This window comes from Methylobacterium sp. Leaf100, assembly GCF_001422845.1.
GTDB lineage: Bacteria > Pseudomonadota > Alphaproteobacteria > Rhizobiales > Beijerinckiaceae > Methylobacterium.
On the sequence record NZ_LMMW01000005.1, the window covers coordinates 16,925 to 31,158 of the forward strand.

Below are 14,234 nucleotides of genomic sequence, written 5' to 3' on the forward strand. Positions count from 1 at the left end.
TCGTCAAATCCGTCACGCGAATGCGTTCGACAGTACGCCGATGCCCTCGATGTCAACTTCGACGGTGGCGCCCTTCGGGATCGGACCCGCACCGTTGGAGGTTCCGCAGGCGATGAGGTCGCCGGGCTCCAGGGTCATGCCCCGCGAGACCAGGGCGACGATCTCCCGCGGCTTGAAGATCATGTCGGCGAGCGGGTAGCGCTGGCGCTCGCGCCCATTGACCCGCACGGCGACGGAGAGGGCGTCCGGGTCGAGGCCGGTGGCGATGACCGGGCCGAACGGACCGAATCCGTCGAAACCCTTCGAGCGGGTCCATTGCACGAAGCTCGGATCGGCTTTCAGCACCTCCAGCGCCGTGACGTCGTTCACGCAGGTGTAGCCGAAGATGTGCTCGGCCGCCGCCTCGGGGCTGAGATCGCGTCCGCGCCGGCCGATGACGATGCCGAGCTCGCCCTCGAACAGGATGCGGCCGAGGCCGTCCGGGATCGTCACGGCCTGCCCGCTCGCCCGGTAGGTGTTGGGCGGCTTGACGAAGAACAGGGGAGCCTCCGGCCGCTCCAGCCCCTGCTTCTCGGCCGCCGCGTGAAAATTGTTCCACAGGGCGATGAGCTTCGACGGCCGGCAGGGAAGGTCGAGGGTGACGTCGGCGAGCGGCAGAGTCTCGCCCGTGGGAGTCGGAGTGGAGAAGAGATCGCCCTCGTGGACGGTGATGCTCTCCCCGTCGAGGCGGCCGAAGCCGTCTCGACCGCCATGGGTGTAGCGAAGCCAGCGCGCCATGGTTTCAGGCGTTCCGGGCGATATAGCGCGCACGCCAGGGCTTCAGCACGGCGATGGCTAGCAGCGAGGCGAGGATGTTGGCGCCGGCGGCGACGAGGAACACCCCGTCCCAGCTCGCCGAACTCTGCTGGAGATAGTTGGCGGCGGGGACCAGCAGGGCCGCCGTGCCCTTGGCGGTGTAGAGCAGGCCGGCGTTGGTGGCGGCGAACTTGGTGCCGAAGGTGTCGGTGCAGGTCGAGGGGAACAGCNGACCGGACGGCTCCGCCATCGAGGGGACCGGCACCAGCAGGGCCGCCGTGCCCTTGGCGGTGTAGAGCAGGCCGGCGTTGGTGGCGGCGAACTTGGTGCCGAAGGTGTCGGTGCAGGTCGAGGGGAACAGCGAGTAGATCTCACCCCAGGCGAAGAACACGAACCCCGAGAGCAGCACGAACCACAGGGGGTCGTGACCCCAGAGGTAGAGCATGTAGATGCCGAAGCCTTCCATGGCGAAGGCGATGAACATGGTGTTCTCGCGGCCGATCTTGTCCGACACCCAGCCGAAGAACGGGCGGGTCAGGCCGTTGAGCACCCGGTCGATGGTGGCCGCGAAGGTGATGGCCACCATGGTGATGCCCATGATCGTGACGGGCACCTTGTCGACGCCGATNCGGGTCAGGCCGTTGAGCACCCGGTCGATGGTGGCCGCGAAGGTGATGGCCACCATGGTGATGCCCATGATCGTGACGGGCACCTTGTCGACGCCGATRTCGGCCGCGATGGGCTTGAGGTTGGCGGTGATCATCAGGCCGCCGGCGCCCACGATGACGAACATGAAGTACATCAGCCAGAAGATCGGCTGGCGTGCGACCTCGCCGGGGGTGAAGTTGCGCCGGGTCTGGGCGACGCTGGCATTGCTCGCCGCCTCTGCGACCTGCCCCTTCTTCGGGGAGACCAGGAACGCCGACAGCACCATGACGATGAGGCCCTGGCCGATGCCGAAGCTGAAGAACGCGGATTGGAATCCGTTCTCGGCGATCATCCACTGGATCGGCGCGACGGTGAGGGCCGAGCCGGCGCCGAAACCGGCGGCGGTGATGCCGGCGGCCAGACCCCGCTTGTCCGGGAACCACTTCAGGGCCGAGCCGACGCAGGTGCCGTAGACGGCGCCCGCACCGATGCCGGCCACCACCTGACCGAGGTAGAACATGTTCAGGGTCTCGGCGTAGGAGTTGATGACCCAGCCGATGCCGCAGAGCAGGCCGCCGAACAGGACCACGACGCGCGGGCCGTACTTGTCGACGAACCAGCCCTCGACGGGCACGAGCCAGGTCTCGAACAGCACGAACAGGGTGAAGGCCCACTGGATCGCGGCGCGGTCGAAGCCGAACTTCTTCTGGATGTCGGGGACGAAGAACGTNCACGAGCCAGGTCTCGAACAGCACGAACAGGGTGAAGGCCCACTGGATCGCGGCGCGGTCGAAGCCGAACTTCTTCTGGATGTCGGGGACGAAGAACGTCCAGCCGTACTGGAGGTTGGCGATCATCACCATGCAGATGACGCCGATCACGAGCTGGCCCCAGCGGCCGAACGGGGGGGCGGCGATCGTCGGAGAGGCGGCGTAGGCGGTCCCACCTGGGACGGGCGCAGCGGTGCGCGCGGTCATGGCGTTGTCCTTGGATCAACTTTTGGTAATGCCGCACGGTTCTAACCGCAATTATTTTGAATTCAAGCAGCTTCGCCGTGACGCCATCTTGCGCTCTTCTGTAAATTTTTTTCGATACCCATGTAAAAAATTTGAGATAGCCATGACTGAATAGCGATACCGGACGGTGATCTTGCGATGCAAAGGACTAAGCGTGCGCTGCAGCAATCGACGGGGAGCTGAGCCGCCGGGGTGGGCCTGACCGGAACATTCTTGGGTGCTGCACGGTTGCGCTTGGCCTGTGGCAGACGGTCGCCTCCCTGGTCGTCGGCCCAGATCCTGGCCCATTCACGGAGAGTTCGATGAGCAGCACGACGGACAAGATCAAGGGTCTGGCCAACGAGGCCGTCGGCAACATCAAGCAGGGCGTCGGTTCCGTCACCGGCAACGAGAAGCTTCAGGCCGAGGGCAAGGCCCAGGAACTGAAGGGCGAAGCGCAGAAGACCGTCGGCGATGCCAAGGACGGCATCAAGAACGCGGCCCAGAGCGCGGCCGATGCCGTGAAGAAGATCTGACCGGAGCCCCATCGGCGGGCCGTGCTTGGCTCGGGGCATTCAGCGCCGCGGACATCGGGTCCGCTGCGGCAGAGAGGAACCGGAATGAACAGAGATCAATTCGAAGGCGGCCTGCGCAACCTGCGTGGGCGCGGCCGGACGGCCCTGGGCGCCGTGACCGGGCGTCCGCGTCAGCAGATCGACGGCGCTGTGGATCAGGTCGCCGGGACGCTTCAGCACGGGTATGGCCGGGCTCGCGAGACCGCGGACGGCCTGCATCGCGACGGCACGCAGTTCATCGACGAGGCCCGCAGCCGGGGTCGGGCCGTGGCGAGCGAGGTCCAGGATCGTGCCGAGGATCTGCGGGAGCGCGGACGCGGCTACCGTGACGAAGCGATGCGGCGGGGCCGGGATATCGCAGCCCGGGCCGACGACAACCGGAACACCACGCTGCTGGTGGTCGCCGCCGCCGCCTTCGCCACCGGGTGGCTCATGCGCCGGACACGCTGAGGCGAGCCGCACCAGTCTCGCTGGCGCTGTCTACGCCCCGGTGGGGACGTGGTGCTCAGCCTCGGGTGCCGGGCGCCGGGCCTTCGCTTCGTACAGGGCCGTATCGGCCCGGGCCAGAACCTCCTCCGGGCTTTCTGCGTTCGGTGGACAGGTGGCGATGCCGAAACTGGCCGCGATCCGCACCGAGGCTCCGTACACCTCGAACGGCTGTGCGAGGCCCGCTAGGGCGCGCTCGACGATGGTAGTGGCCAGTGCCCCGTCCGGCGCGACGATGACGAACTCGTCCCCGCCGAGGCGGAACATCCGCGCCGGTGCCGCCAAGCAGGCGATTCGGCCGGCGAGCAGGGTCAGCAGCAGGTCGCCCGCGGCGTGACCGAGGGTGTCGTTGATCGGCTTGAAATGGTCGAGGTCGAACAGGATCACGGCAAAGTCCGTCGCCGGCTCTGTCATGGCCTCGCTCAACCGCTCGCGCAGGGCCAACCGGTTGCCGAGCCCCGTCAGGTCGTCCCGGCGGGCGAGGTGATGCAATCGCGTCCGCTCCGTTTCCTGGGTGGTGACGTCCCGGTCGATCCCCCGATACCCCTGCAGCACGCCGCCGGCGTCAAAGAGCGGCACGCCGCTCGTCTCGAGGACGACGATGCGGCCGTCCCGGTGGCGGTTATGGTTGATCAGTCCGGCGAAGGAGCGCTTCTCGCGCACGATCTCGGCGAAGGCACTCCCCACCCGCTCGGCCTCGTCCGGCGGCATGAAGTCGAACGGCGTCCGGCCAATGATCTCGTGCGGCTCGTAGCCGAGAAGCACCAGGGAATGACGCGAGGCGTAGGTGTAGCGCCCCTGGGCATCCACCTCCCAGATCCAGTCCGAATTGGTGTCGAGCATCGCGCGCAGGCGAGCGATCTCCTGCAGCAGCCGTTCCGTATCGGCAGGTGCATCGATGAGTGCGCCGAATCTCTGGCGTCGGGCGTTTCGCTCCGGACTCGACCGATCTTTGGCCGGTCCGGGATTGCGCGTGCGAGATGTCGGGCTCATGCAGGACCGGTCGTGGCGTCGTTTCCATTAACCTTAGGTCACGCGACCATAAGGGTTCGTTACTGTACTGAGGATCTTACCGGTTCAGCCCGCTTTCCGGCGGAGGAATGAGACCGAGGAGACCAGCCAGATGTCCATTCGTCCATGGTCCGCTTTGACGACCGATGAGTTTCGGCATCGAGATATGTGCCGCACCATCGCCGTGCTGCCCGTGGCCGCCATAGAGCAGCATGGCCCGCACCTCCCCCTCTCCACCGATCTCGACATCGCCGAGGGCTACCTCGCCCGGCTCATGGCTCTGCCGGCCGACGATCTCGACGTACTCGTCCTGCCCGTGCAGGCCATCGGGAAGTCTGACGAGCACGACGCGTTTCCGGGGACCCTGAGCCTCACGAGCGCGACGGCGCTCGGTGCATGGGGCGAGATCGGCACCGGGATTCACCGGGCCGGCTGCACCAAGCTCGTCCTCGTCACCGCGCATGGCGGCAACAGCGGCCTCATCGATCTCGTGGCCGCCGACCTGCGCGCCCGCCTCGACATGGTCGCCGTCACCACCGCCTGGAGCCGATTCGGCTATCCCGAGGGCCTGTTTCCCGAAGCCGAGATCCGGCACGGCATCCATGGCGGGGGCATCGAGACCGCCCTGATGCTGGCGCTCTGCCCCGACCGCGTGCGGATCGACCGCATCGCCGACTTCACACCGCGCACCCTCGAGATGGAGCAGGCGTTCACGCACCTCCGAGCCGGGCGCCCGGCGGCCTTTGCCTGGAAGGCGGGGGATCTCAACCCGGCCGGGGCCATCGGCGATGCGCGCCTCGGGACGGCCGAGGCGGGACACGCCGCCCTCGATCACGGCGCCCGCGCGGTCCTCGAACTCCTGCGCGACGTCGATCGCTTCACCCTGGCGCCCTGAAGCTTGGCGAAGCCGAGAAACCGCGAAAAACTCAGTCTTCGGGGTCTTCGGTCTCGGGCGTGCGGGCCGGCCAGGTCACGATGCGGTCCAGGAGTTCGTCGGCGGTGAACTCCTCCTCGTTGCCCGACACGCGACCGCGGATGGAGATGCCGGCCTCGTGGACGCTGGCTGCCCGGCCGCTCACCAGGGGATGCCAGTCGGGCAGGTCCTCGCCGTCGCGCACGAGGCGGTACCCACAGGTCGGCGGCAGCCACGGGATCGTCCGCACGGCCTCCGGCGTCAGGCGCACGCAATCCGGCACCCGCTTCTGCCGGCGGGGATAATCACGGCAATGGCAACCGTGCCCGTCGAGCAAGGTGCAGCCCACATCCGTATGGTAGACCTCGCCCGTGTCCTCGTCCTCGAGCTTCAGGAGGCAGCAACGGCCGCAACCGTCGCACAAGCTCTCCCACTCGGCGGGCGTCATCGTGTCCAGCGTCTTGGTGCGCCAGAACGGTTCGGTGGAGGCCGGCGGCCCGGACGGGCGTGCGGGCGTGCGATCCCGCATTCGGGAACCCCAAGGTCAGGATGTGCGGTGGGACGGGCGAAGGGTTCCCTTGCCGCAACGCGTCCCAATGAGCAAGCGCCACCGGCGCGCCCCATTCCCGCGTCAAGGTTAATCCGATCTTGAGCCGGTGCACGCGGCGACGTGCCATGCCGCCGGCGCGTTGCGCATGGTATCGGGTGTCTCGCGAACCGATGCGCGGCTTGATAGATTGAATGCCGCGGTGCGGACCGGATCGGGCTGCCCTCCAGGGACGTGAAGAACAGATCGTGCGCTTGCCCAACGCCACTTCCCTGACGACGCGGTTCAAGCGTGCGGCCCTGGCTTTCGACGCCTGGGTGAACGCGGGTCTCTACGACAGCGGCCGCTCGGCCGGCGAGACCTACGAGCGTTTCCAGGAGCGTATGAACGTCTTCGCCGTGCGGGGCTGGAAGCGCGGTGTCCTCGACCTGACCAGCGAGGCGATGACGCTCGGCACCGGCGGCGCGGTGTTGATGCTGGCGCTGGCGCAATCCGCTTTCAACCAGACCAGCGACAACTGGCTCAAGACCCAGGATCTCGCCGTCACCTTCCTCGACCGCTACGGCGCCGAGGTGGGACGGCGCGGGATCAAGCACGACGATTCGCTGAAGCTCGACGACTTCCCCGATATCATGATCAAGGCCCTGGTCTCGACGGAGGACCGGCGCTTCTACGAGCATTGGGGCATCGACCCCATCGGCACCGCGCGCGCGCTGGTTTCGAATTCGCGCGGCGGCGGCAACACGCAGGGCGGCTCGTCCATCACGCAGCAGCTCGCCAAGAACCTGTTCCTGACGAACGAGCGCTCCCTCGAGCGCAAGATCAACGAGGCCTTCCTCGCCCTGTGGCTGGAAAGCCACCTCACCAAGAACGAAATCCTGAAGCTCTATCTCGACCGCGCCTATATGGGTGGCGGCACCTTCGGCGCCGTGGCGGCGGCCGACTACTATTTCGGCAAGCCGCTCAAGGACATCTCCCTCGCCGAAGCCGCCATGCTGGCCGGTCTGTTCAAGGCGCCGACGAAGTATGCGCCCCACGTCAACCTGCCCGCCGCCCGCGCCCGCGCCGTCGACGTGCTGCACAACATGGTCGAGGCCGGCTTCGTCACGGAGGGCCAGATCCAGACGGCCCTGCGCAACCCGGCCACTCCGGTGACCCGCACCCGCGACATCACGGCGGACTACTACCTCGACTGGGCGTTCGGCGAGATCAAGGGCATGGCCGATGCGGGCCGCTTCCGCAGCGACCGCGTGCTCACGGTCAAGACGCCGCTGGACCTCACGATCCAGAAGCGCGCCGACGAGGTGGTGCAGAACACCCTGCGCCGCTACGGCGATCAGTACGACGTCGACGAGGCCGCCATGGTGATCCTCGACCCGGATGGCGCGCTGCGTGCCATGGTGGGCGGGGCCGATTACGGCGAGAGCCAGTTCAACCGCGCCACCGACGCCCTGCGCCAGCCGGGCTCCTCGTTCAAGCCCTACGTCTACGCCGCAGGCCTCGCGTCCGGCCTGTACCGGCCCGACACCCGGGTCGTCGACCGCCCGGTCTGCCTCGGCGACTGGTGCCCGCAGAATTACGGCCGCTCGTTCTCCGGCCCGACCAACCTCACGGTGGCGGTGGCCAAATCCATCAACACCATCCCGATCCAGATCTCCATCGCCATCGGCAAGGGCATGGGCATCAAGGGGGATTTCGCGGCCGCCACCGCCGGCCGGGTCAAGATCGTCGAGACCGCCCACCGCATGGGCATCACGACGCCGCTGCCGACGAACTCGGTGTCCCTGCCCATCGGCTCGGCCGAGGTCAACGTGATCGATCAGGCCGCCGCCTACGCGGTGTTCGCCAACGGCGGGCGCAAGGCCAAGCCCTACGCCGCCATGGAGGTGAAGAACTCGTCCGGCGAGGTGATCTACCGCCACGCCGACGAGGCGGTCGAGCAGGTGCTCTCGACCCAGGTGGTCGCCGACATGAACTACATGCTCACCAAGGTGGTGGAGGAGGGCACCGGCAAGCGCGCCCAGCTCGAGGGCATCAAGGTCGCGGGCAAGTCCGGTACCACGAACGCGTATCGCGATGCCTGGTTCGTCGCCTACACGGGCAACTATGTCGGCTCGGTCTGGTTCGGAAACGACGACCACACCTCCACCAACAAGATGACCGGCGGCTCGCTCCCCGCCATGGCCTGGCACGATGTGATGGAGATCGCCCACCAGGGTATCGAACTGAAGCCGATGCCGGGCCTCAAGGAGGTCGGGCGCGCCGTGGCCCAGACACCGACTGCCGCCCCGATCAATCCGGCGGCCAGCGCCGCCGGCAAGCTGTCGCGGCGTTCCTTCGAGGTCATCGGCGGCGTCAACGGCCTGTTCCGCACCGTCGAGGCCAGCGGCGCGTCCCCGCGCGCGGCCGGCAACGTGGCCGACGGGACACGCCCGGCATTCGGCCGCATCGCCACTCCGTAAGCGTGAGAGCTCAGGTTCGATGAAAGCCGCCGACATGGTCGCGCCCGCCCGCCCGGAGGCCGGAAACGCCGGTGTGCGGACCGTCGGCGCGCGTATCGCCGCCGTGGCGCGTGACGGCGTACGCCGAGCCTCCACCGTCAGCCTCGTCCTCTACGCCCTCGCCCTCGGGGCAGGGATCGGGCTCGCCACCGCCGATTACGCCACCCGGGGCGGGTACCCGTTCGGGGGCGTCGCCGTCGGCGCATGGACGGCGTGGCCCCGCACCGGTTCCGTGGGGGCCGATCCCTATGCCCGGGCCGTGAACGCCCGCCGGGGCGAGATTCCCCTGGCGGTCGGCGAAGGGATGCTGCTCACCGCCGCCCAGGACGACGAGGGGCAGACCCTGGACGCCACCTGTACCTACAGCATCGCGGGCATCACACCGCCTGCCCGGGCCTGGACCGTGACGGTCGCCGGGCGCGGCCCACGCGATCCCGCCCGCACCATCGTACGCGAGGGCTACACCTCGACGGAGATCCTACGCGACCGCGACGGGCGCTTCGTCATCACCCTCTCGCCCGAGGTCCAAGCGGGCAACTGGCTGGCGATGCCGCGTGCCAGCGGGCCGGTGCGTCTCGCACTGCGCCTCTACGACACGCCCGTGGCCGCGAGCGCCGGGACCCTCGATCGCACGTCCCTGCCGGCCATCACCCGCACGGGATGCGCCGCATGACGCCCCGCGGCCGCTTCCTCCTCGCCACCGCCACGGGTCTCGTGCTGGCGGGGCTCGTCCATATCGGTGCCGTCCTCCTGATCCCCCGCCTGTCGGAAGCCGATGCCCTATCGCGGGCACGCACGGGCGAGACACTCGATCACGCCATGCCGGTCTACACGCTGGCCACCGGCGACACCCCCTCGCCCCCCGAGGCGTGGCTGCCCATTCCCGATCCGGCCGTGGCGGTCGGCATCTGCGGCTACGATCTCGCCGATGGCCCCATGCGGGTCTCTGCCCGCACGGGGCCGCTGATGCTGTCCCTCGCCGTCCACGGCCGGCGCGGCGCCTTCTACGCGGTCACCGACCAGGCGGCCGTGCGCGGTGCCCTCGATCTCGTGGTGCTCACCCGTGCCCAGTACGACGAGGCGCTCGCCAACGCCGACGAGAACGACGTCACCCGTGACGTCCGCATCGTGGCGCCGGACGCCAAGGGTTATGTGGTGGTGCGGGTGATTGCCGCCCTGCCGAGCCAGAGGCCGGCGGCCAACACGGCGGTGCAGGCCGTGTCCTGCACGGTGGACGTGCCCGCCGAGGACAAGGCCGGAGGCTGAGTGTCTCTCACAAAACTCCCGCTGCGCTGTCGGACTCAGGGTGAGAACCGGCGGTGATCGGGCGTTTTGTGAGGCGCTCTGAAAGCCCGTCAAGGGGGCGCCGCCGGCAGCACTCCGAGGCGGAAGACGGTGTACGCTCCGCCTTGCCCGAGGGGTTCCATCGACTGACCGACGCGTGCGAGGTCGGTGGCGAGGGTCGACCAGAACGGATCACCTGTCAGGCAGACGAAATACTCGGCTCCGGAGGATGCGAGGATTTCCGCGAGGGCGGGTCCCCGATCCTCGTTCCGGACAGGATGACGCACGAACGCGAGCGCACTGGACGGCGTTTTCAGGCCGACGACATCGGTCAGGCGGAGTTCGGGCAGGCGCCAGGCCACGTAACCCGCGTCATGCACCGCCACGCGCGCGTTCGCCGGGACCGTCGCGCGCAGGGTGGCCACCATCGCTTCGCGAGCCTGCGCCATCCGCTGCGTTTCCCAAGCTGCCTGAAGGGTCCTCGCCTGCAGGCCCACGAGGCACAGCACCGCGACGCAGGCCACCCGTCGCCGCTCGGCTGTGAGCAAGCCGGCCGCACCGAAGAGCAGGACCGGCACCGCTTCCGCGAGATACCGGCAGTAATTGTGCGACAGGCCGCCGGGGAAAACCCAGGTCGCGGACCCGAGCCAGGCGAGAAGGAATATGGCTCCACACCATCCCGCCCGCCTGCGCCACAACCCGATGCCGCCGATGGCGACGATCAGGAGCGCGGAGTGCAGGATCGCCGAGGACGCGATCATGAGCTTGTCGGCGAGGGGGAGGGGCGCCTCCGCGAAGAACGCGATCTTCGCGCCGCCCGTCGCCGGGACGAGACTGCCGGTCATCATCCATGAGAACGCCACCCAGGGGATCGCCGCTGCGGCCGCGAGGGCCGTGATCCGCAGCACCTGCGAGGGTGCCCCACGCACCAGCCAGCACTGCCGGACGAGGAGGGGCAGGGCCAGCAACGCGAGTTCCGGCCGGAGGAAGGGCAGAGTTCCGCACAGCACGGGCAGCCACCGCGCGTCGCGTAGAACGAGGCTCCAGGCGATGGCTGCCGCCGCAAGCCCGGTTTCAAGGCCGTTGACAAGGTGCAGCGTCTGGTATCCGGCCAGGAGTCCGAGGCAGATCAGCACCACACGGCTGCATCCCGCCTGCACGGCCATACGGTCGAGGCCGGCCACGTAGAGCAGAATGGCAAGGAGACCGACGAGATCGCTCGCGGTCTCCAGCGGAAGAAGAAGCCCGAGACCCGCGATCGCCAAGAGATGGACGGCGCTCGTCGCCCCCGTCAGCGCCGTGGAACCGGCATAGGCCGGGTCCGCGCCGCCGGCGAGCAGCGTTCGGGCGTTGTGGAGCGTGATGTACGCATCGTCGATCCTGAGATCGGGGCGGCCGACCACGACAAGGGCGGCGATCACCGTAAACATCAGCCACGCGAGCGCACGCCACCATCTCCCTGCGTCCGGCGCTCCGGCGTGCGGCGAACCTCGCCCGAGACCGTCAATGCCGCCCAACGGTTCGGCAGGTTGCAAACGCCCCATACTGTCCTCCCCGCCCAGGGATCGTGGAGAATCCGACTTGGACGCGTGTTCGGATCCGGATCGGTCTGGCCGAGGCGTCGCACGGGACGACGCACCTTCGACTCGGTCCTCAGTTCTTGACGACGAGGGGCCTCGGGGCGGGGGCAGCGTCTACCGCACGCTCCTCCCAGCCGCCGCAGCTTTCCTCCGTCGCCGGTGGGACCAGGGGCACGAGGAGGGGACGACGCTCCTCCAGGGCCCGCAGGATCCGCTCGACGAGGGCCGCCTCCGGCGAGGGAACGGCGACGAGGAGGTGTTCGAGGGCGTAGCGGTAGCGCGCGATCCGCAGGTCCGTCTCCGTCCGGACCCAGGCGACGAGGCAGCGGTTCTCGGCCACCCGCATGGCAGCCTGGCGCACGTCGCGGTCGTCCAGGGATTTGGCGAAGGGCAGGCTACGCAGACGGAGGGCGTCGGCCTGGTTCACCCGCGCGGCGATGGCGGCGAAGACCGGCAGCAGGCGCGCATCGATGCCGATATCCTCCGACAGACGGTGATAGCGCGATACGGGAGAGCGGAACGGACCATCCATGAGGGTGGCGTAGTACGCCGCCGGGTCGTCCGGGCGCCAGGATCGCGGCAGCACGCGGCTGCGGGTCAGGTTGGCGAGGGCGTCCGTGAAGGCATCGTGCCCCGCCGCCGGCATCAGGAGGCGCCAGGCCCGGTCGCGCAGGGTGATCTCGTCATCCGTGAAGGGAAAGGCCGAGGCCGGCTCCCCGCGCTCGCGCGCGGCCAGGGTGCCGGTGGTCTCGATCAGGCTGTTCCAGGCTCCCGGCTTCGGGCGACCGAAATCGCCTTGTTGGGCGCAGCCGGTGACGATCACGAGGATCGCCGTGATCGTCGCGATGCGACGGGAGAGAGGATCGGCCGCCATCGCCATCGCCATCGTCGGGTCCGGTCGCCGGGGACTCGCGAGGCCGCGCCTCAGGAGCGCCGACGCAGGCGGGGGGCCGGAGTCTCGGGTCCGATCGGGGTGCTGGCCTCGGTCATGCGCTCGTAGCGGATACCGGTGAACAGCAGAATCGCCCCGCGCGGGTCCTGCGCCGCGTCGGCGCTGCGCCGGAAGCGGCGGCGTCCGTCACGCGGGAAGGTCACGACGGTGGCCGTCGGACGCTCGGGACCCCCCGTATAAGATGACCTGTCGAAGTTCATCGGCTGCGATCCCGTCCCGTTGCTCTTGCGCGCCACGGGCTCCCCGTGCCGTCTCGACCGAAGGAGGAGACACCCTGCGGGGTCGTCCGATCGGCGTTCTCGTGGGCCGAGATCATCACGGGGTGGTTAACGGATTGTTGCCAAGGCGGGGGCGAGAGCGGTCGAACGGCTCGACCGACGCCGCCTTTCCATCACGGGCGTCCGGTGTGGCTCGGATGCCGCATGGCTTGGAAATTGGGTGGCGCATGGCTTGCATGAGCCTTGCCGCCCATGGCGGGCAATCCCTCCCTTGAACTCGGCCCCGCTTGCTCGCGCGAGCGGGGTTTTTTGTCCGGGCCATCAACTGCGGCCGTCCGACCATGTCGCGAGGCACGGGAACAAGCGTGGGCTTTCGCGCGCTTGCTAAGCGCCGGGGCGGCCCGATATGCCCCTTTCAATCTTTCCCCGAACGAAGGACACCGCAGGATGCGTGTGGTTACGTCACGACCCTTGAGCCTCTCGACGGCCCTGAAGATCGCGCCGCTCGCCCTGATGGTACTGGCGGCCGGTCCGGCCCAGGCCCAGCGCGAGGATCAGGGATTGCAGCTCGGCTGCGCGAACGACTATTTCCGCCTCTGCGCCGGTGTCGATCCCAACAGCAAGGACGCAGAGACCTGCATGGATCGCAACCGCGCCCGCCTGTCGCCCGAGTGCAAGGCCGCCATCGGCGACTACGACAAGCGCACCGGCGGCAAGAAGTAGCGTCCGGGGGCGGCTCTCCACCCTTTTCGAGATCCGGAGTTCGAGAGCCATGGCCCTGACCGTCGCGGTCCAGATGGATTCCATCCGGGCAATTCGTATCGCTGGTGACACCACCTTCGCCCTGCTGCTCGAAGCGCAGGCGCGAGGGCACCGGCTCCTGCACTACACACCCGACCGGCTGTCCCTCCAGGGCGGTCGGGTGACCGCACGGGTGGAAACCCTGACGGTGCAGGACGTCGAGGGTGCGCACGCCACCCTTGGTGTCCCCGAGCGCATGGACCTGTCGGAGGTGGACGTGGTGCTCATGCGCCAGGACCCGCCCTTCGACATGGCCTACATTACCGCGACCCACATGCTGGAGCGGCTGCCGGCCTCGACCCTGGTGGTGAACAACCCGGCCGAAGTGCGCAACGCGCCCGAAAAGCTGTTCGTCCTCGATTTTCCCGCCCTGATGCCGCCGACCCTCATCACCCGCGACAAGGCGGAGATCGAGGCGTTCCGGGCCGAGCACGGCGCTATCGTGATGAAGCCGCTCCATGGCCACGGCGGCGCGGCGGTGTTCCGGGTGCTGCCGGAGGACGCGAATTTCGGCTCGATGTTCGATCTGTTCTCGGTGACGTTCCGCGAACAATGGGTGGTGCAGCGCTTCCTGCCGCGCATCACCGAGGGGGACAAGCGCATCATCCTCGTCGACGGCGAACCCCTGGGCGCCATCAACCGGGTGCCGGCCCTCAACGACATCCGCTCCAACATGGTGCGGGGCGGGGCAGCGGCGGCCTCCGACCTGACACCGCGTGAACTGGAGATCTGCGCCGCCATCGGTCCCGAGTTGCGGCGGCGCGGCCTGATCCTCGTCGGCATCGACGTGATCGACGGCAACCTCACCGAGATCAACGTCACGTCTCCCACCGGCATCCGGGCGATCAAGCGCCTGGGCGGCCCCGATCTGGCGGTGTCCGTGTGGGACGCCATCGAAGCCCGCGTGAGCACGGTGCTCTCCGCCTGA

14 protein-coding genes and 3 pseudogenes are annotated in these 14,234 nt (G+C 68.5%); 8 read left to right on the forward strand and 9 right to left on the reverse strand.

Translation table 11 applies throughout. From position 1 onward, the window contains the following. Positions 1 to 12: 12 nt before the first annotated feature. The 4 genes and pseudogenes from ASF25_RS05300 to ASF25_RS23505 form a co-directional block, all read right to left on the reverse strand. On the reverse strand, positions 13 to 777 hold the full coding sequence (locus ASF25_RS05300; RefSeq protein WP_056303738.1) for a fumarylacetoacetate hydrolase family protein: 765 nt from the start codon (positions 775 to 777) through the stop codon (positions 13 to 15). A gap of 4 nt (positions 778 to 781) precedes the next feature. Next, positions 782 to 1,025: pseudogene (locus ASF25_RS23500) on the reverse strand (oxalate/formate MFS antiporter); the annotation flags it as partial. A 399-nt stretch (positions 1,026 to 1,424) separates the two neighbouring features. Continuing rightward, positions 1,425 to 2,173, reverse strand: a pseudogene (oxlT, locus tag ASF25_RS21795) (oxalate/formate MFS antiporter); the annotation flags it as partial. A gap of 100 nt (positions 2,174 to 2,273) precedes the next feature. Next, positions 2,274 to 2,420, reverse strand: a pseudogene (locus tag ASF25_RS23505) (oxalate/formate MFS antiporter); the annotation flags it as partial. Positions 2,421 to 2,761: 341 nt separating this feature from the next. Between ASF25_RS23505 and ASF25_RS05310 the strand changes: the two are divergent. Next, the gene (locus tag ASF25_RS05310) at positions 2,762 to 2,974 is read left to right on the forward strand and encodes a CsbD family protein (RefSeq protein WP_056266563.1); all 213 of its coding nucleotides are present in this window, start codon (positions 2,762 to 2,764) and stop codon (positions 2,972 to 2,974) included. A gap of 84 nt (positions 2,975 to 3,058) precedes the next feature. Next, the gene (locus tag ASF25_RS05315; protein ID WP_056303740.1) at positions 3,059 to 3,463 is read left to right on the forward strand and encodes a CsbD family protein; all 405 of its coding nucleotides are present in this window, start codon (positions 3,059 to 3,061) and stop codon (positions 3,461 to 3,463) included. A gap of 30 nt (positions 3,464 to 3,493) precedes the next feature. Here ASF25_RS05315 and ASF25_RS05320 read toward each other — a convergent pair whose 3' ends face one another. After that, entirely contained in the window at positions 3,494 to 4,492 is a 999-nt protein-coding gene (locus ASF25_RS05320) for a sensor domain-containing diguanylate cyclase (RefSeq protein WP_244472906.1), read from the reverse strand. Between the two features lie 130 nt (positions 4,493 to 4,622). Here ASF25_RS05320 and ASF25_RS05325 point away from each other — a divergent pair, with 130 nt between their 5' ends. Then, positions 4,623 to 5,405: a creatininase family protein gene (locus ASF25_RS05325; protein ID WP_056176294.1), complete on the forward strand. Its 783-nt coding sequence runs from the start codon at positions 4,623 to 4,625 to the stop codon at positions 5,403 to 5,405. A gap of 31 nt (positions 5,406 to 5,436) precedes the next feature. Here the strand turns inward: ASF25_RS05325 and ASF25_RS05330 are convergent, their stop codons facing one another. Then, positions 5,437 to 5,952: a YcgN family cysteine cluster protein gene (locus ASF25_RS05330; RefSeq protein WP_056176297.1), complete on the reverse strand. Its 516-nt coding sequence runs from the start codon at positions 5,950 to 5,952 to the stop codon at positions 5,437 to 5,439. A gap of 266 nt (positions 5,953 to 6,218) precedes the next feature. Between ASF25_RS05330 and ASF25_RS05335 the strand changes: the two genes are divergently transcribed. The 3 genes from ASF25_RS05335 to ASF25_RS05345 are packed head-to-tail and all read left to right on the forward strand — an operon-like array spanning position 6,219 to position 9,737. Further along, positions 6,219 to 8,432 carry a PBP1A family penicillin-binding protein gene (locus tag ASF25_RS05335; RefSeq protein ID WP_056176913.1) on the forward strand — a complete coding sequence of 738 codons (2,214 nt, stop codon included), beginning with the start codon at positions 6,219 to 6,221 and terminating at the stop codon, positions 8,430 to 8,432. Positions 8,433 to 8,451: 19 nt separating this feature from the next. Further along, positions 8,452 to 9,144, forward strand: coding sequence for a DUF1214 domain-containing protein (locus tag ASF25_RS05340; protein ID WP_244472907.1), 693 nt, complete (start codon positions 8,452 to 8,454; stop codon positions 9,142 to 9,144). Next, positions 9,141 to 9,737: a hypothetical protein gene (locus ASF25_RS05345; protein WP_056303830.1), complete on the forward strand. Its 597-nt coding sequence runs from the start codon at positions 9,141 to 9,143 to the stop codon at positions 9,735 to 9,737. Before ASF25_RS05340 ends, ASF25_RS05345 begins: the two co-directional genes overlap by 4 nt. A gap of 89 nt (positions 9,738 to 9,826) precedes the next feature. On the opposite strand, the gene ASF25_RS05350 is transcribed toward ASF25_RS05345, so the two are convergent. The 3 genes from ASF25_RS05350 to ASF25_RS23180 form a co-directional block, all read right to left on the reverse strand. Next, complete coding sequence (locus tag ASF25_RS05350) at positions 9,827 to 11,176, reverse strand: hypothetical protein (RefSeq protein ID WP_156368868.1); 1,350 nt, start codon at positions 11,174 to 11,176, stop codon at positions 9,827 to 9,829. A 232-nt stretch (positions 11,177 to 11,408) separates the two neighbouring features. After that, the gene (locus ASF25_RS05355) at positions 11,409 to 12,221 is read right to left on the reverse strand and encodes a hypothetical protein (protein ID WP_200927279.1); all 813 of its coding nucleotides are present in this window, start codon (positions 12,219 to 12,221) and stop codon (positions 11,409 to 11,411) included. Between the two features lie 38 nt (positions 12,222 to 12,259). Beyond that, complete coding sequence (locus ASF25_RS23180; RefSeq protein ID WP_056267064.1) at positions 12,260 to 12,487, reverse strand: hypothetical protein; 228 nt, start codon at positions 12,485 to 12,487, stop codon at positions 12,260 to 12,262. Between the two features lie 465 nt (positions 12,488 to 12,952). Between ASF25_RS23180 and ASF25_RS05365 the strand changes: the two genes are divergently transcribed. Beyond that, positions 12,953 to 13,228 carry a hypothetical protein gene (locus ASF25_RS05365; protein ID WP_056176304.1) on the forward strand — a complete coding sequence of 92 codons (276 nt, stop codon included), beginning with the start codon at positions 12,953 to 12,955 and terminating at the stop codon, positions 13,226 to 13,228. Between the two features lie 49 nt (positions 13,229 to 13,277). Further along, a complete protein-coding gene (gene gshB / locus ASF25_RS05370) occupies positions 13,278 to 14,234 on the forward strand; it encodes a glutathione synthase (RefSeq protein WP_056303744.1) in 957 nt (318 codons plus the stop codon).